This window comes from Pseudomonas sp. 22085 (assembly GCF_052045815.1).
GTDB lineage: Bacteria > Pseudomonadota > Gammaproteobacteria > Pseudomonadales > Pseudomonadaceae > Aquipseudomonas > Aquipseudomonas glycinae.
Genome location: NZ_JBQEQA010000003.1, coordinates 109421 through 130623 on the forward strand (window position 1 = coordinate 109421; position 21203 = coordinate 130623).

General features: G+C 61.5%; 18 protein-coding genes. 13 read left to right on the top strand and 5 right to left on the bottom strand.

Annotated features, from left to right (window positions below; all coding sequences use genetic code 11):
- The first annotated feature begins 14 nt into the window (after window positions 1-14).
- Genes ACTJK7_RS04395 through ACTJK7_RS04420 form a run of 6 tightly spaced genes read left to right on the top strand, consistent with a single transcriptional unit; the run spans window position 15 to window position 7286 of the window.
- Window positions 15-1772: a carbamoyltransferase family protein gene (locus ACTJK7_RS04395; RefSeq protein ID WP_440779979.1), complete on the top strand. Its 1758-nt coding sequence runs from the start codon at window positions 15-17 to the stop codon at window positions 1770-1772.
- Window positions 1756-2886: a glycosyltransferase gene (locus ACTJK7_RS04400; RefSeq protein ID WP_064382888.1), complete on the top strand. Its 1131-nt coding sequence runs from the start codon at window positions 1756-1758 to the stop codon at window positions 2884-2886. Before ACTJK7_RS04395 ends, ACTJK7_RS04400 begins: the two co-directional genes overlap by 17 nt.
- Window positions 2886-3782, top strand: a complete 897-nt coding sequence (locus ACTJK7_RS04405) for an antimicrobial resistance protein Mig-14 (protein WP_085654397.1) — start codon at window positions 2886-2888, stop codon at window positions 3780-3782. Before ACTJK7_RS04400 ends, ACTJK7_RS04405 begins: the two co-directional genes overlap by 1 nt.
- 8 nt (window positions 3783-3790) lie before the next feature.
- Window positions 3791-5236 carry a PIG-L family deacetylase gene (locus ACTJK7_RS04410; protein ID WP_108563634.1) on the top strand — a complete coding sequence of 482 codons (1446 nt, stop codon included), beginning with the start codon at window positions 3791-3793 and terminating at the stop codon, window positions 5234-5236.
- Window positions 5233-6387 carry a glycosyltransferase family 4 protein gene (locus tag ACTJK7_RS04415; protein ID WP_108559272.1) on the top strand — a complete coding sequence of 385 codons (1155 nt, stop codon included), beginning with the start codon at window positions 5233-5235 and terminating at the stop codon, window positions 6385-6387. The genes ACTJK7_RS04410 and ACTJK7_RS04415 overlap by 4 nt, the downstream gene beginning before the upstream one ends.
- Before the next feature lie 14 nt (window positions 6388-6401).
- A complete protein-coding gene (locus tag ACTJK7_RS04420) occupies window positions 6402-7286 on the top strand; it encodes a glycosyltransferase (RefSeq protein ID WP_108563635.1) in 885 nt (294 codons plus the stop codon).
- Window positions 7287-7325: 39 nt separating this feature from the next.
- On the opposite strand, the gene ACTJK7_RS04425 is transcribed toward ACTJK7_RS04420, so the two are convergent.
- Window positions 7326-9188 (bottom strand): bifunctional O-antigen ligase/aminoglycoside phosphotransferase family protein, encoded by a 1863-nt coding sequence (locus tag ACTJK7_RS04425; protein ID WP_108559274.1) that lies wholly within the window; start codon window positions 9186-9188, stop codon window positions 7326-7328.
- A gap of 154 nt (window positions 9189-9342) precedes the next feature.
- On the opposite strand from ACTJK7_RS04425, the gene msbA reads away from it, so the two are divergent.
- From msbA to ACTJK7_RS04450, 5 genes are all read left to right on the top strand, one after another.
- Window positions 9343-11145, top strand: coding sequence for a lipid A export permease/ATP-binding protein MsbA (msbA, locus tag ACTJK7_RS04430; RefSeq protein WP_064382893.1), 1803 nt, complete (start codon window positions 9343-9345; stop codon window positions 11143-11145).
- 200 nt (window positions 11146-11345) lie between these two features.
- The gene (gene hldE, locus ACTJK7_RS04435; RefSeq protein ID WP_064382894.1) at window positions 11346-12767 is read left to right on the top strand and encodes a bifunctional D-glycero-beta-D-manno-heptose-7-phosphate kinase/D-glycero-beta-D-manno-heptose 1-phosphate adenylyltransferase HldE; all 1422 of its coding nucleotides are present in this window, start codon (window positions 11346-11348) and stop codon (window positions 12765-12767) included.
- Window positions 12768-12897: 130 nt separating this feature from the next.
- Window positions 12898-13872: a glycosyltransferase family protein gene (locus ACTJK7_RS04440; protein ID WP_064382895.1), complete on the top strand. Its 975-nt coding sequence runs from the start codon at window positions 12898-12900 to the stop codon at window positions 13870-13872.
- Window positions 13873-14559 carry a hypothetical protein gene (locus ACTJK7_RS04445; protein ID WP_064382896.1) on the top strand — a complete coding sequence of 229 codons (687 nt, stop codon included), beginning with the start codon at window positions 13873-13875 and terminating at the stop codon, window positions 14557-14559.
- A gap of 13 nt (window positions 14560-14572) precedes the next feature.
- Window positions 14573-15373, top strand: a complete 801-nt coding sequence (locus ACTJK7_RS04450; protein WP_064382897.1) for a hypothetical protein — start codon at window positions 14573-14575, stop codon at window positions 15371-15373.
- A gap of 4 nt (window positions 15374-15377) precedes the next feature.
- Here ACTJK7_RS04450 and ACTJK7_RS04455 read toward each other — a convergent pair whose 3' ends face one another.
- The 4 genes from ACTJK7_RS04455 to ACTJK7_RS04470 all read right to left on the bottom strand — a co-directional run bounded on the left by ACTJK7_RS04455 (window position 15378) and on the right by ACTJK7_RS04470 (window position 18896).
- Window positions 15378-16343 (bottom strand): hypothetical protein, encoded by a 966-nt coding sequence (locus ACTJK7_RS04455; protein WP_064382898.1) that lies wholly within the window; start codon window positions 16341-16343, stop codon window positions 15378-15380.
- A gap of 31 nt (window positions 16344-16374) precedes the next feature.
- The gene (locus ACTJK7_RS04460) at window positions 16375-17187 is read right to left on the bottom strand and encodes an aldo/keto reductase (protein WP_064382899.1); all 813 of its coding nucleotides are present in this window, start codon (window positions 17185-17187) and stop codon (window positions 16375-16377) included.
- Window positions 17184-18359 (bottom strand): NAD(P)/FAD-dependent oxidoreductase, encoded by a 1176-nt coding sequence (locus tag ACTJK7_RS04465; protein WP_064382900.1) that lies wholly within the window; start codon window positions 18357-18359, stop codon window positions 17184-17186. The genes ACTJK7_RS04460 and ACTJK7_RS04465 overlap by 4 nt, the downstream gene beginning before the upstream one ends.
- A gap of 204 nt (window positions 18360-18563) precedes the next feature.
- The gene (locus ACTJK7_RS04470) at window positions 18564-18896 is read right to left on the bottom strand and encodes a DMT family transporter (RefSeq protein WP_064593060.1); all 333 of its coding nucleotides are present in this window, start codon (window positions 18894-18896) and stop codon (window positions 18564-18566) included.
- Between the two features lie 102 nt (window positions 18897-18998).
- Between ACTJK7_RS04470 and ACTJK7_RS04475 the strand changes: the two genes are divergently transcribed.
- Together ACTJK7_RS04475 and waaA are read left to right on the top strand one after the other, a co-directional pair.
- Complete coding sequence (locus ACTJK7_RS04475) at window positions 18999-19901, top strand: LysR family transcriptional regulator (RefSeq protein WP_323150981.1); 903 nt, start codon at window positions 18999-19001, stop codon at window positions 19899-19901.
- Between the two features lie 11 nt (window positions 19902-19912).
- Entirely contained in the window at window positions 19913-21193 is a 1281-nt protein-coding gene (gene waaA / locus ACTJK7_RS04480) for a lipid IV(A) 3-deoxy-D-manno-octulosonic acid transferase (RefSeq protein WP_064382902.1), read from the top strand.
- Window positions 21194-21203: the final 10 nt, after the last annotated feature.

Sequence of the window (21203 nt, forward strand, 5' to 3'; positions counted from 1 at the left end):
GAGGCTAGACCCCTGTGGCATTGACGATTCTTGGCCTGTCCGGCGCCCTTAGCCATGATCCTTCAGCAGCCTTGTACATCGACGGCAAGCTGGTCGCGGCGGCTGAGGAAGAGCGCTTCGTACGCGATAAACATGCAAAGAACCGCATGCCCTACGAATCGGCGAAGTTCTGCCTGGAGCAGGCTGCCATCAAGCCGTCCGACGTTGACGTGGTCGCGATTCCGTTCGCCCCGATCAGCATTTTCGGCAAGGCCCGCTGGCAGTACGCCAAGCGTTACTGGTACGCCCCGGACCGCGCACTCGACGCGATCCTGATGGGCAACCGTCGCTACAAGCGCTATCGCAACAAAATCGTCTGGTGCCTGGAGCAACTGGGCTTCGATCCGAAGAAAATCAAGATCGAACCGGTTGAACACCACCTGGCCCACGCTTCCAGCGCCTACCACTGCTCGGGTTTCAAAGAGAAAACCGCGATCCTCGGCATCGACGGCAAGGGCGAGTACGCCACGACCTTCTTCGGTTATGGCGAGAACGGCAAGATCCACAAGATCAAGGAATTCTTCGATCCGGACTCCCTCGGCGGCCTCTACGGCGCGATCACCGAGTTCCTCGGTTTCGACATGCTCGACGGCGAGTTCAAGGTCATGGGCATGGCGCCGTACGGCGACGCCAGCAAATACGATTTCTCGCGCCTGGCTTCGTTCGAAAACGGCGAGCTGGTGATCAACACCGACTACGCCAACGTGATCGGCCTGCGTCGCTATAAAGAGAAGGGCAAGGGTTACTACTTCTCGCCGAAGCTGATCGAGTGGCTGGGTCCGAAGCGCGAAGGCGACATCGCCGACGAGCCGTACATCCACTACGCTGCCAGCATTCAGGCGCTGTTCGAAAAAATCGCGCTGCAGATGATCGACTACTACCTGGGCGACGTGCTCAAGGAAACCGGCAAACTGGCCTATGCCGGTGGCTGTGCGTTGAACGTCAAGCTCAACCAGAAAATCATCGCCCGCGACGACGTCAAGGAACTGTTCGTGCAGCCTGCCTCCGGCGATGCCGGCACCGCAGTCGGCGCAGCGGCCTATGTGTCCAACGCCCGTGGCGTGCCGGTCGAGAAGATGGAACACGTCTACCTCGGCCCGTCGTACAGCAACGAAGACGTGATCGCCGCATGTGCCCGTCACGAGAACAAGCCGACCTGGCGCAAGCTTGACAACATGCCGGAGCAGATCGCCAAAATCATGGTCGATGGCAACCCGGTGGCCTGGTTCCAGGGCCGCATGGAGTTCGGTCCGCGCGCGCTGGGCGGTCGTTCGATCATCGGTTGCCCGAGCGTGGCTGGCGTGGCTGACCGCATCAACCACCAGATCAAGTTCCGCGAGCGCTGGAGGCCTTTCTGCCCGTCGATGCTCGACACCGTTGCGCCACAGATGATCAAGATCGATCACCCGGCGCCGTTCATGACCTTCACCTTCGAAGTGGCGGAAGAGTGGAAAACCCGCGTGCCGGAAGTCGTCCACGAAGACGGCACGTCCCGGGCCCAGGTGCTCAAGCGCGAATACAACCCGCGCTACTATGACATGATGAAGGCGCTGGAAGTGCTGACCGGCAACGGCGTGTCCCTGAACACTTCGCTCAACCGCCGTGGCGAACCGATGATCTGCTCGCCGACCGACGCACTGAACATGTTTTTCGGCTCGGATCTGCAATACCTGATCATGGAAGACATCCTGGTGGTCAAAGAAGGCGCAAACGCTTATGACACGCTCGGCTGAACGCCATGTGCTGCAGTTCTCCCACGGCTATGACGGGCCGTTCCTGGACTGCGCGCGGCAGTACGCCAGCCTGTTCGCGGGTACCGGTTATCGGGTGACCACGGTCTTTCTGACCGGGGCCGCCGATAGCGAGGTGGCCGCAGCCTGCGCCTCCGATGAAGTGTTGTTCATGGAATACAGCTCCAAGGCCATTCGTGGCCTGAAGCTGGGCGCCATCGGCGATCTGCGCAAGATCGCCGCTTCCCGCAATTTCAGTTTCTGCATCGCCCATCGTTTCAAGCCGATCTACATCGCCTTGCTCGGTACTTCGCTGCCGGTGATTGGCGTGCATCACGCGTTTGGCGATTACCAACGCGGCACGCGCAAACTCTTTGCGCACATTTGCCGCAAGCGTCTGAGCCTGCTCGGCGTGTCCGATGCGGTGCGGGACGACATGCGCCGTTGCCTGCCGAAATGGCCGGCAGCGCGCATCCAGACCCTCTACAACCGCATCGATATCTCCGCGTTGCAGATGAGTCAGGTGTCCGCCCGTGAAGCCCGCGAAACCCTTGGTCTGTCGGCGGATGCCTTCATTGTCGGCAATGTCGGTCGTCTGCACCCGGACAAGGATCAGGCCACGCTGCTGCACGGTTTTGCCGCAGCGCTGCCCGGTCTGCCGGCCAATAGCCAATTGGTGATTCTCGGCGAGGGGCGGCTTGAGGATGAACTCAAGACACTTGCCCGTGAGCTGGGCGTCGGGGATCGGGTGCTGTTTCTCGGCCAGGTGCCGGACGCGCGCAATTACTTCCGGGCGTTCGATGTGTTTGCCCTGAGTTCCGACAATGAGCCGTTTGGCATGGTGCTGCTGGAGGCCATGGCTGCCGGCGTGCCGTTGCTGGCCACGGCGTGCGGCGGGGCGAAGGAAGTGGTCGAAGGCGTCGGGATCCTGTTTCCGCTGGGTGACGCCGAGCATCTGGCCCAAGGCTTGAAACATCTGGCCGGCATGGACGAGCAGCAGCGTCGTCAGTGCGCCGAGATGATGTTCGACCGCCTGCGTGAGCGCTTCTCCGATCGAGCCGTACGCGACACGTTCTGGCATTTGCCGCAAGTTACCGATCTGGCACCGAGGGGCTGATGCTCAACCGATTTCAAGGCTGGCGCGAACGTGGCTGGTCGCCCGTTGACGCCTCAACTTATGCACAGGCCTGGCAGCGTTTTGGCGGCAGCGTCGCGACTCATCCCATGGTGGTCGAGCGGCTGGCGAATCTGGCCGGCATCCCGGTGCGCTATCTGGCGTGGGAGCAGCAGGGCGAAATCAAAGCCGCAATCCCGACCTGGGGCCGCGACCTGGCCTTGTCCAAGGACGTGCTCAAGCGCAACGGCAAGAAAGGCCTGTTCGATCTTGGCAACGCCGAGCTGATCCTGCCGGCCGCCGCCGATGCCCAGGCCCCGCTGCGCCATCGCGGGCGCTACCTGTCGGCGCTCAACGAAAACCGCTTCAGCGGCCTCAAGTTGCAGACCGAACAACTGGCCATGGCCCGTACCCCCGAAGAACTGTCGAAGAAGTTTCGCTACAACCAGCGCCGTGAACTGCGCCTGCTGGAAGAGGCGGGCGGCGTGGTGCGGCCGGTCAGCGACTTCTCCAGTGCGGAGCTGGCGGCGGTCTACTGCGACCTGTTCCAGCGCCGCTGGGGTTTCCCGGCCACAGGTGCGGGGCGCATGGCCGAAGTCATCGAACTGCTGCGCGAGTTGTTGATCGGTTCGGTGATCTTCCTCAACGACGCGCCGATCGCCATCCAACTGGTGTACCGCGTCGAAGCCCCGGAGTGGATCAGCGTCGAGTACATCAACGGCGGCGTCGACCCTGAAACCCGCGAATTCAGCCCCGGCAGCGTCCTGAGTTTCCTCAATACGCAATCTGCCTGGGAACATGCCCGGGCCCTGAACAAGCCGCTGCGCTTTTCCTTCGGTCGCGCCGACCGTGAATACAAGGATCGCTGGTGCAATCCTGTGCCGGTCTTCACCGTATGAGTCAACCCATGAGCCGCAAACAGCAACTGCTCAAGCGTCACCGGCGCAATAAACGAATCGGCCTGCTGATCGCACTGATCGTGTTGATCGCCCTTGGCTTGCTGGTGGCCTGGTGGCTGCCGCTGGTGCTGGCGGTCATTGGCTGGATTGCCCATGAGGCGTGGTTCGCCGATCACCTGTTCTATTCGCCGAAAGACGATTACCAATACAGCTTTCCGCCCTTCACTCCGCAGCCCAAGGTGCATCTGAACGGCGAACAGTTGCGCCTCGACGAAGGTGTGATGCTGGTGGACGACGCCACGCTGATCCTCGCCGTGAAGGTCAAAAGCAGCTGGCTGGGACGCTTCTTCGATCCTCGGATCGAGTTGGTCGGGGGCACCCATCCCGACGCGCAGACGTTCGAACGCGGCGTTAACGGCCTGCGTTATCTGAACCTCAGCGGCCAGGCGCAGGCCCTGTCGCAAGGCCAGTTGCGTCTGCGCGGGCGCTTTTGCCGGGTGTCCGGCGAGCCGGTGCTGTGGGCGCTGGAACAACCGGACTACCGCCAGCAGCGGGTGATGGTCATCGCGCCTCACGCCGACGATGCCGAACTGGCTGCCTACGGTTTGTACAGCCAGGCCAAAGAAGCCTGGATCGTGACCCTGACCGCCGGCGAGATCGAAGCCGAACATTATCAACGGATGGGCCTGAACAAGGTCGAGGCGGCGCGGCTCAAGGGGCGTCTGCGCGCCTGGGACAGTCTGGCCGTACCGCGCTGGGCCGGCGTGCCGCAGGAACACTGCATGCAGCTCGGGTATTTCTGCCTGCAACTGGCGGCGATGCAGGCTGCACCGAATCAACCCATTGGCTCGCGCGAAGCCGATCTGAGCGACACGCGGATGTTCCGTCAGCTGAATCCGTTTGTCCTGCCCGGCGATGCCGACGGCGCGCCGACCTGGAACAACCTGCTGGCCGACCTGCGTGACGTGCTGTCCCGCGCGCGCCCGGATGTGATCGTGATGCCGCACCCGACGCTGGATCCGCATCCCGATCACATCTGCGCCCAAGAGGCGGTGCTGGAAGCCTTGCGCGGCCTCGAATGGCAGCCGACGCTGCTCGGTTACGCCAACCACTTGCACGACAACGACCGTTGGCCGATGGGCGACAGCGGGCAGGGCATCGCCTTGCCGCCGACGTTCGATGCGACCCTCGCGATGCAGCCGCTGTGCCTGCCGCTGTCGATCCAATTGCAACGGGACAAGGCCATGGCGCTGGGCATGATGCATGACCTGCAGCCACCGGCCCCGTTCAAGCGTCGCCTGCGCCGGTTGTTTCAGCGACTGCTGGCCGGTCGGCGTCCGTCGGTTTATGGCGAGAACGAATTTTTCCGCAAAGCAATCAGACGCCAGGAGTTGTTCTGGGTGCTGAAGCAGAGCGAAACAGGGGCGACGGCATCGCACCGGGGAGAGGTATGAGTCAACGCGCAAAGGTGCTGCAGCTGCAGCCCGATTACAACGTCAAATCCCATGATTTCGCCGACCTCGCCGAACAGATCGTCAAGGCGCTGCCGACCGACCGTTACGAAGTGACCGCCGCCTTCCTGCGCGGCAAACCCGGACCGGGCGAGGCGGTCAGCCGTGCCGACCGTTCGGTGTATTTCGAGTTTTCCGACAAGTCCCTCAAGGGCATGCGCCTGCGGGCGATGTGGCAGCTGTACAAGTTCTGCCGTCGGGAGAAATTCGACGTGGTGATCTGCAACCGCTTCAAGCCGGTGAACATGATGCTGACGCTCAACCGCTGGTTGAAGGTGCCGCTGTGCATCGGCATTTCCCACGGTTTCGGCGAGTACGACCGCTTTTACCGTCGTCGCCAGACTCAGCGCCTGATCGATCGGCACTGGCGGTTCGTCGGGGTGTCGCCAGCGGTCAAGCAGTACCTGCTGGATTGCAATTGCGGTTTCACTGACCAGAACACGTACGCCATCACCAACGCCATCGACATCGAACAGGCCGAGGGTTTGCAGCACAGCCGCGAGCGTGCCCGTGAATTGCTCGGCATCGACCCGAATGTGCGCCTGATCGGGGCACTGGGGCGGCTGGTGTCGGTCAAGGGCCACACTTACCTGTTGCAGGCTTTCGCCCAACTCAAAGACAAATACCCGAACACTCAACTGGCAATCATCGGTGCCGGACGCCTGCAGGCGCCGCTCGCCGCCGAGATCGAACAGTTGGGCCTGACTGGCCGGGCGCACCTGCTGGGCTTCAAGGAAAATGCTCTGCAATACGTGCGCGCGTTCGATATCTGGACCATGCCGTCGCTGGCCGAAGGCCTCGGTCTGGCCTTGCTGGAAGGCATGAGCGGGCACCTGCCGGTGATTGCCTCGAACGTGCCGGCCATGTTGCCGCTGATCGAAGGTGCCGGTGGCTTGTCAATCACACCCAAGGACGTACCGAGCCTGGTCGCGGCGCTGGACAGCTACCTCGCGCTGTCGGATGACGAGCTCAAGGCCAAGGGCGAGCAGGCTTACCGCTACTTGCAGGAACAGCACGACATCGAGGTTTTCCGCCAGGAATACCTGAATCTGATCGACTCCGGCCTGGAGCAGGCCCGCAAGGAACAGCCATGAGCGATACAAGTGCCATGAGCGGTGCCCAGCCCCTCGTCACCGTCATCATCGCGTCCTACAACCACGGGCCGTACATCGAAGAAAGCATCCTCAGTGTCATCAATCAGACCTACCGGAACATCGAGCTGCTGGTGATCGATGACGGTTCGAAGGACGATAGCGTCGAGCGCATCCAGGCCTTGCAGGAAAAGCACGGCTTCGATTTCCGGGTGCAGCAGAATCAGGGCCTGACCAATACGCTCAATGGCGCGATCGCGCGGGCCAAGGGCAGTCTGATCGTGCCGTTCGGTTCCGACGACATCATGTACCCGGACCGGATCGCGACACAGGTCGCCTACATGGACGGCAAGCCGGAAGTGGGCATCTGCGCCGGCAACATCGAGTTGATGGATGCCGACGGCAATCTCTATCCGGAGAAGCGTCAGCGCCGGGACGTACCGTTCCGGCGCCTGGATTTCGATGACATGTTTCTGGAGCGCAAGCCGTACCCGCCGGCGCCGACCCTGATGATTCGCCGCGAAGCACTGGACAAGGTGGGCGGGTTCGATCCGACGATTCGTCTGGAGGATCTGTACATCGAACTGAAAGTGACCCGCGCCGGGTACTTCATCGATGGGTTGAACGTGGTCATGGCGCGCTATCGCAAGCACGCCACCAACTCCTACAAGAACCACCGTTTCATGATCGAAAACATCCTGCGCACCTACGCGCGGTTCAGCGATCATCCGCTGTACGACGAAGTGCGCTACAAGTCGCTCAATTCGATGTTTCTGAAGACCGCCAGCCGCGACCGCAAACTGGCGCGGGAGCTGCTGGCGCAGATTCCTTTCAAGGCCTGGAACAAGAAGACCTGGCGCGGGCTGGGCCGGTTACTGTTTTTGCCGCTGGAGAAAGACTGAGGTCGTTGTCGCTCGCACTGAACGCACTGGTCTGAATCATCAATGAACCCGAGCCGGCGCGTTGCCGGCCAGCACTTGCCTGTGCAGATTCTCTACGGCGGATTTCGACGCCGTTACGGCATACCCCTGGAGCAGTGCCTCGAGGTGATCCTCGAACAGCCAGCGCCGGTCGACGGTGTAGCGTTGCATGTGGCGCAGATTACGCTGACGCAGTGACAGGCTGAGGGGCGAAGGGTAGATCCGCAGGTCGGCCAGATCGATCAGCCCGAACTCGCCATCCTCCAGCACCAGCACATTGCCCAGATGCAGCGAGCGGAAATACACGCCCTGCTCATGCAGGCCGGCCATGAATTTGCCAAAACGTTCCACCAGCGCCTGTCGCACTGCCGGCGCGGTGATGCCCTGCAAGACCTGGCGCAGAGTGTGGCCCGGCAGCGGCGTGTAATGCACGGCGCTGCTGCCGTCGTCGAGGCGATACAGGTTCAGCACCTGGGGCGTGGGAATGCCCATCCGGCGCAACTGTTCGCTGTTGACGGCAAACCGCTCGGAATACGGGTTGAAACTGCCCGAGGTGTACCAGCGACGGCGGCGAAACAGCTTGAGAAAGCTGCCATCGGCCAGACGCAGGACCTTCGGACCGAGTCCGTCTTCCTCGATGACCTGGGCGCCGTTGCCGAGCTGTTGCAGAGCGGATGCCGAAAGCTTCTGTACCGGCGTTGTCAAAAGGCGTCGGGCCCGTTGATTGATGCTCAGGGCTGCAATCAGCGCCAAAGGAATCCACAGCAGGAACCAGTGCTCCTTGGGGCGCGAAATGATCCCGCCACCCTCGGTCAGCCCGGCACCGATGCCGAACACCAGCCAGGTCGAGGCGATGATCAGCAGCGGCTGCACGCGCTGGCGCCAACTGCTCAGCAAGCCCCAGGCCTGAAAAAACAGCCACGGCAGCATGCCGAGGATGCCGACGTAATAAAGCACCCCCAGCGCAAAGCTGTGGGGTTCCTGGAAGCTGTAACCGACACCCGGATCAATCGCCAGTGTGGCGTTGTAGCCGTGGCCGATCCATGGGTGTTCGGCGATTTTTTCCAGGGCTTGCTGCCAGATTTCGAAACGGTAGGAGTCACCGCGTTCGATGATCATCTTCGAGAACAGCACCGACGTGGTTGCGCCGCCGACCACCAATGCCCCCAGCAGCACCAGCGAGCGACGGTTCCAGCAAATCAGGCTCAGCCACAATGCCGCCATGGTCAGCGCCATCAGCGGGGTGCGCGAGCCGGTTCCGATCACGGCCATGAACATGATCAGCATCGCGGGAATGCTGAGCCAGTACAGCCGGCGATTCTTGCAGGTCATGCTCAGGCTGAGCCAATAGGCGCAGAAAAATCCGAACAGATGGGAGCTGAGCAAAGGGTTGTCGAACGCGCCACCACCGATCAGGCGCTCGCCGGGATCAGAGTGGAGCACGAATGGAATCAGGAAACTGATCGTTGCGACCAGGGCCACCAGCGCGGCGCCGAACAACAATGGCGAAAGAATGTCGCTGCGGTAGCGAACCAGCAGGACACATCCGGCGAACAGCATCAAGGTATGCAGCGGGGGCTTGAACATACCGCTTATCGGTTCTTCCTGCGGACCCCAGCAAAGGCTCAGCAGTGCCCAGGCGGCAAACAGCAGCAGCGCAATGATCACCGGCTCACGCAGCATTTCCTTGAGTTCCCGCGGGCGCAGGCACAGTGCAATCAGCGTCGGAATGCTGAACAAGCCGTAAAACAGCTTGTGAAGAACACTGCGACCCGGCAGGAAAAACAGCGCGCACAAGAGCAGGAAGTAGCCGGCGGGAAGTATCCACAGGCTGATGAAGTCGAAAATTCGATTGGACGTACTGCTGAAGCCGCGAAGTTGCATGCTGAGAGATTCAATCCTGAAGTTGATCGGCCATTTCGATGATGGCTATTTGACGCAGAAAAAGACGCCTAACAATAACAGCCTTTGGCCGATTGCCAGAACCCTGAAGAAGCTGTGCTAAAGTCAGCGTCCTTTTTATCGACTTTCGCGTGATATGACCGACTCCAGTCCCGCCGCAAGCCCTTCGAGCTTGAAAATCTACTTCCGCCTGCTCGGCTATGTCCGGCCGTACATCAGTCTGTTCCTGATCAGCATCGTCGGTTTTCTGATTTTTGCCTCGACCCAGCCGATGCTCGGCTACATCCTCAAGTACTTTGTGGACGGCCTGTCCAATCCCGAGGCAGTGCTGTTCCCCAGCGTGCCTTACCTGCGCGATCTGCAGCTGTTGCAGGCCGTACCGCTGCTGATCATCCTGATCGCCGCGTGGCAGGGCCTGGGATCCTATCTGGGCAACTATTTTCTGGCCAAGGTTTCCCTCGGCCTGGTGCATGACCTGCGGGTGCAGTTGTTCAACAACTTGCTGGTCCTGCCCAACCGTTATTTCGACAAGCATAACTCCGGTCACCTGATTTCGCGTATCACCTTCAACGTGACGATGGTCACGGGGGCGGCAACAGATGCGATCAAGGTCGTAATCCGTGAGGGCATGACGGTAATCTTCCTGTTCGCCTCCCTGCTGTTCATGAACTGGAAGCTGACGCTGGTGATGGTCGCGATCCTGCCGCTGATTGCCGTCATGGTGCGCACCGCGAGCAAGAAATTCCGCAAGCAGAGCAAGAAAATCCAGCTGGCCATGGGCGACGTGACCCACGTGGCGTCGGAAACCATCCAGGGCTATCGAGTGGTGCGCAGCTTTGGCGGCGAAGCCTACGAAGAGAAACGTTTCCTCAATGCCAGTCAGGGCAATACCGACAAGCAGCTGCGCATGACCCGCACCGGGGCTATCTACACGCCCATGCTGCAACTGGTGATCTACAGCGCCATGGCGATCCTGATGTTCCTTGTGCTGTACCTTCGCGGCGACGCTTCGGCCGGTGACATGGTGGCCTACATCACGCTGGCGGGCCTGCTGCCCAAGCCGATCCGCCAGTTGTCCGAAGTCAGTTCGACCATCCAGAAGGGCGTGGCCGGTGCCGAAAGCATTTTCGAGCAGCTGGACGTCGAGCCTGAAGTCGATACCGGCACGATCGAGCGCGACTCGGTCAGCGGTCGCCTCGATGTACGCAACCTGAGCTTCACCTATCCGGGCACCGAGCGTCAGGTGCTCGATGACATCAGCTTCTCGGTCGAACCGGGACAAATGGTGGCGCTGGTGGGACGTTCGGGCAGCGGCAAGTCGACCCTGGCCAACCTGATTCCGCGCTTCTATCACCACGACAAGGGCGAAATCCTGATCGATGGCGTGGAAGTGGAGCAATACAAGCTGCTCAATCTGCGGCGTCATATTGCCCAGGTTACCCAGCACGTCACGCTGTTCAGCGACACCGTGGCCAACAATATCGCCTATGGCGATCTGGCCGGGGCGCCGCGCGAAGACATCGAGAAAGCCGCGCGTGATGCCTACGCCATGGACTTCATTGCGCAGCTGCCCCAAGGCCTGGACACCCAGGTCGGAGAAAACGGCGTGCTGCTTTCCGGCGGTCAGCGCCAACGTCTGGCGATTGCCCGTGCCTTGCTCAAGAACGCGCCGTTGCTGATTCTCGACGAGGCGACCTCGGCACTCGACACGGAATCGGAGCGGCACATTCAGGCGGCGCTGGATCAAGTGATGAAAGGCCGCACCACGCTGGTGATCGCTCACCGTCTGTCGACCATCGAGAAGGCCGACCTGATTCTGGTCATGGATCAAGGCCGGATCGTCGAGCGTGGCACCCACGACGACCTGCTGGCACAGAACGGCTACTACGCGCGTCTCAACGCCATGGGTCTGGACGCCCCGGCCGAAGACATCGCCTGATCCGGCCTCGATAACGCCGGGCGCGCAATATGCGTCCGGCGTTTTTTCTCGCTGCAGCGGTCTGTCGTCGGTTGAGGACCTCCTTGCTTGAAAAATGCACAAAAAGGCCAGTGCTTCAATCCTGTTGCAGCCGCCGCACAAGCCTTCGCCAACCCTGTGTTAATATCGCGCCCCTGTTCATTTTGTATGTGGGTTGCTCCATGAAGTTGTCCATGCCGCGATTCGATCAAGCCCCTGTCTTGGTGGTCGGCGATGTCATGCTCGACCGTTACTGGCATGGTGGTACCTCACGGATTTCCCCTGAGGCGCCGGTTCCTGTCGTTAAAGTCGAGCAAATCGAAGACCGCCCGGGCGGTGCCGCCAACGTTGCCTTGAACATTGCCGCGCTGGGCGCGCCGGCGTCGCTGGTCGGTGTGACCGGTGACGACGAAGCCGCCGACAGCCTGAGCAACAGCCTCAAGGGTGCGGGCGTGCGAGCCTTGTTCCAGCGCATCGCGCACCAGCCGACCATCGTCAAGCTGCGGGTCATGAGCCGGCACCAGCAATTGCTGCGTATCGACTTCGAAGAACCGTTCGCCACCGACGCACTGGCCCTTGGCGCGCAGGTCGACGACCTGCTGGAAGGCATCAAGGTGCTGGTGCTGTCCGACTACGGCAAAGGTGCCCTGAAAAACCATCAGGCGCTGATCCAGGCTGCGCGTGCCAAAGGCATTCCAGTGCTGGCCGACCCGAAGGGCAAGGATTTCTCGATCTACCGTGGCGCGAGCCTGATCACCCCGAACCTCAGCGAATTCGAAGCCATCGTCGGCGGTTGCGCCGATGAGCACGAGCTGGTGGCCAAGGGCGCGACGCTGATGCATGACCTGGAACTCGGCGCGCTGCTGGTCACCCGTGGCGAACACGGCATGACCCTGTTGCGTCCGGATCATCCGGCGCTGCATTTGCCAGCGCGGGCCCGTGAAGTGTTCGACGTGACCGGTGCCGGCGACACGGTGATTTCCACCCTGGCGGCTGCGATTGCCGCTGGCGAAGAACTGCCGCACGCGGTAGCGCTGGCCAACCTGGCGGCGGGCATCGTGGTCGGCAAGTTGGGTACGGCGGCCATCAGCGCCCCGGAACTGCGTCGCGCCATTCAGCGTGAAGAAGGTTCCGAGCGAGGTGTGTTGGGCCTGGAGCAGTTGCTGCTCGCGGTGGCCGATGCTCGTGCACACAACGAAAAAATCGTTTTCACCAATGGCTGCTTCGACATCCTGCATGCCGGTCATGTGACCTACCTGGAGCAGGCGCGGGCTCAAGGCGATCGTTTGATCGTCGCGGTCAACGACGATGCTTCGGTCAGCCGCCTCAAGGGGCCTGGCCGTCCGATCAACAGCGTCGACCGGCGCATGGCTGTGCTGGCGGGGCTTGGGGCGGTGGACTGGGTCATCAGTTTCCCTGAAGGCACGCCAGAAAACCTGCTGCGTGAGGTCAAGCCGGACGTGCTGGTCAAGGGCGGGGATTATGGGATTGACCAGGTGGTCGGCGCCGACATCGTGACGGCTTATGGCGGCACCGTGAAAGTGCTGGGACTGGTGGAAAACAGTTCGACGACCGCGATTGTCGAAAAAATCCGCAGTCGTTGATCAGATGGATCTTTATCGTTTTGTACTGCGTGTGAACGGATTTTGCCTTGGGGATCTAACCGTTTCCGTTGATGTTGGCAGGTTTGAATCCGCTGCGCTTGCCTGCTTACGTCGTGTGGTCATTTAACCTATGAAAGTCATGCTCCTGGTGATGAACGAACAGCGGGTCATTCTCGACCGGCTCTACGACATCGTGCAGCAGAACTGTGATGAATGCATCGTCTATCGGCTCAGCAAACAGCAACAGATGAACCTGGGGCCTTTTTTGGCCTCGGTTGATTACCAGACCTTTGATCGTGTCGTGATCTTCTCCAGAGTCAAGCGCCTGGTCCCGCAGTTGCGGGTGCTCAAGTGCATTCCCGGGCTGGTCTTTCTCGAACACGACGCCTACCAGAACTACATGCCCGCCAGTAAATATCGTGGCGTTTATTCGCGTCTCTACAGGCGCCTGCCGAGTTGCCGGGCGCTGGTATCCGGGGCGGTGGTCGCACGCAAGATGCTTGCTGAAGGCATCGACACGGTGTTCGTCTCCAAGGGTTATGACGAGCAGATGCTGCGCAACACCGGGTCCGAGCGCGACATTCCCATCGGTTTTCTCGGCAGCCTGAAGAGCACCGAGTACGCCCAGCGCAAGGCTCTGCTCGAATCGCTGGCGCAGCGTACCGGTATGCTGGTGACCCGCACCCGCTCCGGCTCCGAGTACCTGGAAACGCTCAATCGCATCAAGATTTTCGTCAGCGCCGACATCGGCATGAACGAGTTCATGATCAAGAACTACGAAGCCATGGCCTGCGGTTGTGTGCTGCTTGCCTGGAGTCAGGGCGAAGAAGACAAGTTGCTCGGTTTCGAAGACATGCACAACACCGTGTTCTATCGCAGCGAAGACGAGGCGGTGGAAAAGATCAAACTGTTGCAGGGCGATCCGGAGCTGTCGCAGCGTATCGCCAGCAATGGTCAGGCCTTTGCAGAAAGTCGCTATTCCTTCGCCCGTGTCGGCCAGGCCCTCGCCACTGAAATACAGCGCGAGATGCGCCCATGGCAGCCGCCGTCAGCATTCACGCGGTTCTGGGTGAAACTGCGTTTCGGCATGAAGGTGCCGGTCTGAATGAAGGATGAACACATGGCGCTGGATGCGCTCCCCGGCGGTAACCAGTCGGTGCTGGGCGCGTTGCCCGAGCCATTGCGCGAATGCCTGAGCCGCGCGCACCGGGTCGTCCTGATCGCGAATAACCCGGCCATCACGGCGGCGGATTTTCAGGCGCTGAATATCAGCGCCAATGACGTCGTCGTCAGTTTCAACACCTGCATCAAGGCGCCGCTGCTCAACGAGCAAAGCTGGAACGTCTTCGTGCATGGCTATAACGCGCCGGACGCCTATTTTTTTGGTCTGCCTTACGGCCCGGACGTGCGACGGTTGTTCGAGCATGCGGGCGAGCGTTGTTTCACCATGCTGGTCGGCTGCGCCGCACCGATGTGTCCATTGCCACGGGTGGCCATGTATTGGGATCGCATCCCGCTGCCGCCCCTGTGGAACTATCCGGTCGATCGTCCGGGCGGCAAACGCTACGTCGGGCCTTCTACCGGTTTCAATACGCTGGTGGTATTGGACTGGTTACGCGGTCACGCCGGTTATTCCTATCAGCTCATGACCCTGGGGTTTTCCAACGAGTCGGGGAAGCTGTGGGGTGGGCATGCCTGGGATTACGAGCGCGACTGGCTGCAGCAGTCGGACGTCATTGTGGTGCCTTTGCAACCCCGTCGCTGGTGGCAAAAGCTCTTTCGCCAAAAATAAAAGGTGCTGTTGAGTGTTGAAAATTGCCGTCGCTTTTTTCGGGATCCCGAGAAATTCGCAGATTTGTTTCCCTTCCATTGAACAGAACGTTCTGGCGCAGTTTCCGGCGGGCAGCGACGTACAGTGCTTCTATCATTTGTACAAAATCGATGAAGTACAGAACTTCCGCTCAGGCGAAAAAGGTGAGTTGGCGGCTGACAACTATCAGCCGTTCGAATCGATGATCGGGGCTCTGACTTCGACTGACGGGGTGCTGGAGCGTTGGGATTTCGAGCAGGTCAAAGCGCAGGGCGATACCTGGGCCGATGACTATGCGTCGCTGCGCAACCTGATCTATCAGCTCAATTCACTGCACACCGTGACCAGCATGATCGAAACCTTCAATCCGGATTTCGTCGTGTTCGTGCGCCCGGACATTTTCTTCCACAACCCGCTGCCCGCCTATGTCTTCAATCATCCAGAGGCTCGGAGGCACTCTGCCTACATTCCGGACTGGCAGTGGTGGGGCGGGTTGAACGACCGCTTTGCCATTTGCGGGCGCGATACCTATGTCGCCTATGGCAAGCGGATCGAGCGCATTTTCCAATTCTGCAAAGCGACGGGAAGAAAGCTGCACTCCGAGCGCTTGCTCAAGTACGCGCTACAGCAGGCCGGCGCCAAAGTCTGCACGCTACCGACCCAAGCCTCTCGGGTACGAATCACCGGCGCTTTTGCCGAAGAGTCGTTTTCGCCCAAGCGCGGCATGGGCAAGCGTGAAAACCGTTATTTCCATTTCTTCGCGACCTTGCGCACCTGGATGGATCGTCGGCGCTAGTCGGCTATTTGCTCGCGCGTTTCTTGCCGATGCCAACCAGACGCAGCGCCTTCAGACTCAATTGCTTGAGTCCCGCGCGAGGGGGCTTCGCCGGTTGCAGGCCCTGTTGCACGACCCAGTCTTTCCAGCGAATCCGCTCTTCACGCACGACCCAGCCCGTCTGGGCCGCAAAGCTTTCGGCCAGATAAAGTCCGCGGGTGCTGGCCGGCAGGAGCTTGTCGCGCTTGAGGGTATACAACTCGGCCAAGGGCGCGCCGTCCTTGAGCGGCATCAGGTAGAGATCGGGGCGCTTGCGGTCCAGCCGAGCCACCAGTTGATCTCCCTCCAGACGCTCATCGACGTGGAACAGGCTCAGGGATTTTGCCTCCTTGGGTACGTCCAGCCGCAGGTCGTAGATCAACTGCAGTGACGCGGTCGGCAAATGCACGTAGGCCCGTGGCCGTTCGAGCAATTGCAGATTGGCGCAGCGCACCGGCCGCGCCGAGCCGGACAGCGGCGTCAGGCGAAAGGGCAGGGCCTCGCGATAATGCAGCGCCGATGAGTACGGCGCCGGCAGCCAAGTGTCGTTGAAGCGCCCGCCGAGCCAGCCTTCCGGGGTTTCCAGCAGACATTCCTCGGCGATTTCCTGAATCGCTGTGTGCAGCGGGATATTCAGCTCATGGGCTGGAACGTAGCCGGAAATCAGCTTGAGCACGACGTCGCCGCGATCCTGCCGCCGCTGGCGCACCAGCACCCAGTAATCGCGATTCTGCCAGTGCAGGGTCAGGCGCACCGAGACGCCGAGGTTGGCCAGCTCCAGCGCAAAGCGCTCGGCGTCGGCCACGCTGACCGGTTTGCGTCGTTGCAGGGTCTGGGCGAAATTCAGCGGCATGCCGACGCTCTGGTAGGTCAGGCCTTCCGGCGTGGCTTCGACGAACAGCGGCAGTGTCTTGAAGTTGCTCGGGTTCTTTCTGATGAGCGTACGCGGCATGTCGGCTCCTGCTTAAGGCCGCGAGGCGGCGTCAGTGACCACGAAGGACCTGGGCAACGGTCGCAACGTTGTGGGCGAGGTGCAGCGGATTGATCGTCCCGACGATGGCACTGGCCACGCCGGGCTGGGCGAACAGCAACTCGAAGCTGGCGCGCACCGGATCCATACCGGGACTCAGGCACACATGACCACTGGCCAGCGCCTTCTTCACCAGAATGGCTTTGCCGTGGGCAGCAGCATAGTCAATGACCGCCTTTTCGTTTTGTTCGTTCAGATTGTAGGTGACCATCGCGCAGTCGCCTTGCTCCAGTGCTTTGAGGCCACCGTCGACGGTTTTGCCGGAAAAACCGAAGCCGCGAATCTTGCCCTCGGCCTTCAGCGCCGCGAGGGTTGCGTAGACTTCGCTGTCGTTGAGGATCGCCAGATCGTTGCCATCGGAGTGCACCAGCACCAGGTCGATAAAATCGGTTTCAAGACGTTGCAGACTGCGCTCCACCGACATCCGGGTGTGAGCGGCGCTGAAATCGTGGGTCGACTGGCCGTCGACAAATTCTTCGCCGACCTTGCTGACGATCACCCAGTCCTGACGCTGGCCACGCAGCAGTGGGCCGAGGCGTTCTTCGCTGCGGCCATAGGCCGGGGCAGTGTCGATCAGGTTGATGCCCAGCTCCCGCGCCTGTTTGAGCAACATGCGCGCAGCGTCATCGTCGGGGATCTGGAAGCCGTTGGGGTATTTCACGCCCTGGTCGCGGCCGAGTTTTACGGTGCCCAGGCCCAGCGGCGAAACCAGCAGGCCGGTGCTGCCCAGTGGGCGATGCAGATCGTGCAGGGTCGGCAGGCTCATGGCAGCAATTGCTCCCAGGCGGGAACGCCCATCGGTGGTTTTGGCAGCTCGGGCAGCGGAGCAGGATGGCTCGGCTGGATACCGTCGCGTTCCAGGGAGGCAATCACCCGGTCAGCGAAGTCCGGCGCCAGGGCGAGCTTGGTTGGCCAACCCACCAGCAGGCGACCGTCTTCGGCAAGGAAGGCGTTGTCCGGGCGGGTCAGGCCGGTTTGCAGCGGTTCGGCGCGATCGACGCGCAGGGTCGCCCACTGCACGGTGCTCAGGTCGATCCATGGCAACAACTGGCCAAGTTCTTTCTGGGCGGTGGCGATCTGTTCGGCCGGCTCACGGGCCACGCCTTCGGATTCGGCGATGTCACCACCCAGATACCAGACCCACTGACCATCGGCAGCCGGGTGGGTGGTCACGGTGATGCGCGGCTTGGTGCCGCCACCGAGGCAGTGCGCGTACAGCGGCTTCAGGCCCGGACCCTTGGCGATGATCATGTGCAGCGGCCGGCGTTGCATGGCCGGATGAGTCAGGCCCAAAGCGGTCAGCAGATCGGCAGTGCCGGCGCCGGCGCTGAGCACGATGCGCTGGGCACGGATCTCACGGCCATCGACTTTCAGGCCAACCAGCACGCCGCTTTCCAGCAACGGCTCGATGTTCTGACCGGCGAGCAGGCCGTCACCCGACAAGTCGGCCAGACGCTGGATCAGGCTCGGTACATCGATCACCAGTTCGGCGAGGCGGTAGACCTTGCCTTTGAAGCGCTTGTCTTGCAACGCCAGCGGCAGTTGATCGCCCTTGACCTGATCGACCCGGCCACGCACCGCTTTACTGGCGAAGAAACTGGTGAGGTTGCCGGCGAGGGTGCCCGGCGACCACAGGTAATGGGCTTCGGACAGCAGGCGCACGCCGCTCAGGTCCAGCTCGCCGTTGCCGGCCAGGGCTTCACGCCAGCGGCGCGGCATGTCGGCGATGGCTTCCGAGGCGCCGGTCAACGCACCGTGCAGCGCGTACTTGGCGCCGCCGTGAATGATGCCCTGGGACTTCACACTCTGCCCGCCGCCGAGGCTGGCGCTTTCCACCAGCACGGTCGAGAAACCTTGGCGACGCAGGCGCGCGTTCAGCCAGAGACCGGCGACACCCGCGCCGACAATCAGCACGTCGGTGGAAATTGGAGATGGCATGCAACGACCTCAGTGTTCAAGACGAGGGCGCAGTATACAGACTCGGGGAAAAGGGGATTTGTCGATGATCAACACAGGGGAAGGTGTCGGGCAATGTGGGAGCGGGCTTGCTCGCGAAATCGGTCTATCAGTTAACAACAATGTTGCCTGACACACCGTCTTCGCGAGCAAGCCCGCTCCAACAGGGGGTTATGCATTAATCAGTTAATGGCCGGCGGTTTTGGAAAAGAGTTGAATCACCACCACGCCGAGCACAATCAGCGCCATTCCGAGCATCGCCGGGATATCCAGCTTCTGCCCGTAGATGAACAGCGCCGCGACACTGACCATCACGATGCCCATGCCGGCCCACACCGCGTAGGCCACGCCCACCGGCACGCTGCGTACCACCAGGGTCAGCATCCAGAACGCAATGGCGTAGCCGACGATGACCAGCAGCAGTGGCAACGGCGTACTGAAGCCTTTGACGGCTTTCATCGAAACGGTCGCGATCACTTCGGCACAGATGGCGATGGCCAGGTAGACGTAAGCGTTCATGTTCAAATCCTCGTGTGAAGCGTTGCTTTCTGAGGCGGCATTCTAGTGACTCCCCAGATGGGGTAAAGTCATTACCTATCTGTTTACAAGATGGGTTGGCCGATGAGCATGCAGTGGAATCTGGAGCAGTTGCGGGTGTTCGTTGCGGTGGCCGAACAGCGTTCGTTCTCCGCCGTGGCGCGCGAGCAACGCAAGGCGCAGTCGGCGATCAGCAGCGCGATTGCCATGCTCGAGGATGATCTCGGCGTGAGTCTGTTCGAGCGTAGCAGCGGCCGCCAGCCGAGTCTTACCGAAGCGGGGGAGGCTTTGCTGGAAGAGGCGCGGGAAGTGTTGCGCCAGTGCGAGCGTCTGAACGGACGGGCCGTGGCCATGATGCGCGGGCAGGAAGCGCAGTTGCGGGTGGCCCAGGACGAAGCGATGCCCTATCAGGCGCTGGTGGAAAGCTTCGCCGCCCTGGCCGAGCAGTTTCCCAGTCTGGAAGTCCAGCTGACCAGCGCCGCCCAGGGTGAAGTCTCGCGCAAACTGGTGGAGCGCCGGGCCGATCTCGGGCTGTTGTTCTATCACGATGAAATCCCTGAAGCGCTGGAGCGCCGGGTGCTGGGCAGTGTGGAAATGGTCACGGTCTGCGGCGTCAATCATCCCTTGGCAGCGCAGGCTTACGTCACCTGCCAGCAACTGGCGCAGCATCGGCAGTTGTTGATGTCGACCCAGACCAGCATTTATCCCGGCAACGAACCGGCCAGTCCGCAGGTGTGGCGCGCTGACAGCTTCTATGTGATGGCCGAATGGCTGGTGCGCGACCTCGGCTGGGCCTGGTTGCCGCGCCATGTGGTGCAGTACTCGGCGTATCAGGGCCTGATGGTGGAACTGGACAGCGAATGGACACCGCCGGCGCTGGTGGTGGAACTGGTCTGGCGCCGCGACGAACCGCTGGGGCCGGCGGCTCGCTGGCTGGCGGAGCGATTTGCCATACACCTGCGGGCGATCGGCGGCAAAAGCCGATAAACTCCGCCGCCATGAATAGAACTCTCTACACCGCGCTGTTTTACCTGGGGCTGCCATTGGTGGCGATTCGGCTGTGGCTGCGTTCGCGCAAGGCGCCGGCGTATGCCAAACGGATTGGCGAACGTTTCTCCTGTGGCATGCCCGCCCTGCAACCGGGCGGCATCTGGGTTCACGCCGTGTCGGTGGGCGAAAGCATCGCCGCCGCGCCGATGATCCGCGCGCTGCTGCAACGTTATCCACAGCTGCCGATCACCGTGACTTGCATGACGCCGACCGGTTCGGAACGCATCCTGGCGATGTTCGCCAACGAGCCGCGCATCCAGCATTGCTACCTGCCTTACGATTTGCCCTGCGCGGCGGCGCGTTTTCTGGATCGCGTGCAGCCGAAACTGGCGGTGATCATGGAAACCGAACTCTGGCCGAACCACATCCACCAGTGCGCCAAGCGCGGGATTCCGGTGGCGTTGGCCAACGGACGGCTGTCCGAGCGTTCGGCCAAGGGCTATGGCCGGTTCAGCAAACTGACCGCGCCAATGCTCGCCGAAATGAGCCTGTTCGCCGTGCAGACCGAGGCCGAAGCCCAGCGCTTCCGCGATCTCGGTGCGCGCCCGGAGACAGTCGAAGTCACCGGCTCGATCAAGTTCGACCTGACCATCGATCCGCAACTGCTGCAACGTGCCCATGAATTGCGCGGCCAATGGCAGGCGCTGGAGCGTCCGGTGTGGATCGCCGCCAGCACCCATGAAGGCGAAGACGAAGTGGTGCTGAACGCCCACCGCCGTTTGCTGGCCAACCATCCCGATGCGCTGCTGATTCTGGTGCCACGCCATCCGGAGCGTTTCAATTCGGTGTTCGAATTGTGCCAGCGTGAAGGCTTTGCCACGGTGCGTCGTTCCACTGGCGCGAGCGTCGATGCGCAGACTTCGGTGCTGCTCGGCGACACCATGGGCGAGTTGCTGTTTCTCTACGCCCTGGCCGACAGCGCGTTTGTCGGCGGCAGTCTGGTAGCCAACGGCGGGCACAACCTGCTGGAGCCGGCAGCGCTGGCGAAACCGGTGATCAGCGGCCCGCACCTGTTCAACTTCCTCGACATCGCCGCGCAACTGCGTAGCGCCGGGGCGTTGGCCGAGGTGGATGACGCCGAAGGTCTGGCCACAGAAGTGCAGCGTCTGTTCGAACTGCCGCGCGACGCACAGCGCATGGCCGACGCCGGGCTGAGCGTGATGCGCCGCAATCAGGGCGCGTTGCAGCGCTTGCTCGATGGCCTGGGAAGGTTGATCGACCGCCCATAAAAAAACGCAG

Excerpts from the sequence above, each read along its gene's own strand:
- ACTJK7_RS04455 (WP_064382898.1), bottom strand. The coding sequence starts at position 16,343 with ATGCCGCGTACGCTCATCAGAAAGAACCCGAGCAACTTCAAGACACTG.
- ACTJK7_RS04460 (WP_064382899.1), bottom strand. The coding sequence starts at position 17,187 with ATGAGCCTGCCGACCCTGCACGATCTGCATCGCCCACTGGGCAGCACC.
- ACTJK7_RS04440 (WP_064382895.1), top strand. The coding sequence starts at position 12,898 with ATGAAAGTCATGCTCCTGGTGATGAACGAACAGCGGGTCATTCTCGAC.
- msbA (WP_064382893.1), top strand. The coding sequence starts at position 9,343 with ATGACCGACTCCAGTCCCGCCGCAAGCCCTTCGAGCTTGAAAATCTAC.
- ACTJK7_RS04405 (WP_085654397.1), top strand. The coding sequence starts at position 2,886 with ATGCTCAACCGATTTCAAGGCTGGCGCGAACGTGGCTGGTCGCCCGTT.
- ACTJK7_RS04475 (WP_323150981.1), top strand. The coding sequence starts at position 18,999 with ATGAGCATGCAGTGGAATCTGGAGCAGTTGCGGGTGTTCGTTGCGGTG.
- waaA (WP_064382902.1), top strand. The coding sequence starts at position 19,913 with ATGAATAGAACTCTCTACACCGCGCTGTTTTACCTGGGGCTGCCATTG.
- ACTJK7_RS04445 (WP_064382896.1), top strand. The coding sequence starts at position 13,873 with ATGAAGGATGAACACATGGCGCTGGATGCGCTCCCCGGCGGTAACCAG.
- ACTJK7_RS04470 (WP_064593060.1), bottom strand. The coding sequence starts at position 18,896 with ATGAACGCTTACGTCTACCTGGCCATCGCCATCTGTGCCGAAGTGATC.
- ACTJK7_RS04400 (WP_064382888.1), top strand. The coding sequence starts at position 1,756 with ATGACACGCTCGGCTGAACGCCATGTGCTGCAGTTCTCCCACGGCTAT.
- ACTJK7_RS04425 (WP_108559274.1), bottom strand. The coding sequence starts at position 9,188 with ATGCAACTTCGCGGCTTCAGCAGTACGTCCAATCGAATTTTCGACTTC.
- ACTJK7_RS04465 (WP_064382900.1), bottom strand. The coding sequence starts at position 18,359 with ATGCCATCTCCAATTTCCACCGACGTGCTGATTGTCGGCGCGGGTGTC.
- ACTJK7_RS04415 (WP_108559272.1), top strand. The coding sequence starts at position 5,233 with ATGAGTCAACGCGCAAAGGTGCTGCAGCTGCAGCCCGATTACAACGTC.
- ACTJK7_RS04410 (WP_108563634.1), top strand. The coding sequence starts at position 3,791 with ATGAGCCGCAAACAGCAACTGCTCAAGCGTCACCGGCGCAATAAACGA.
- ACTJK7_RS04420 (WP_108563635.1), top strand. The coding sequence starts at position 6,402 with ATGAGCGGTGCCCAGCCCCTCGTCACCGTCATCATCGCGTCCTACAAC.
- hldE (WP_064382894.1), top strand. The coding sequence starts at position 11,346 with ATGAAGTTGTCCATGCCGCGATTCGATCAAGCCCCTGTCTTGGTGGTC.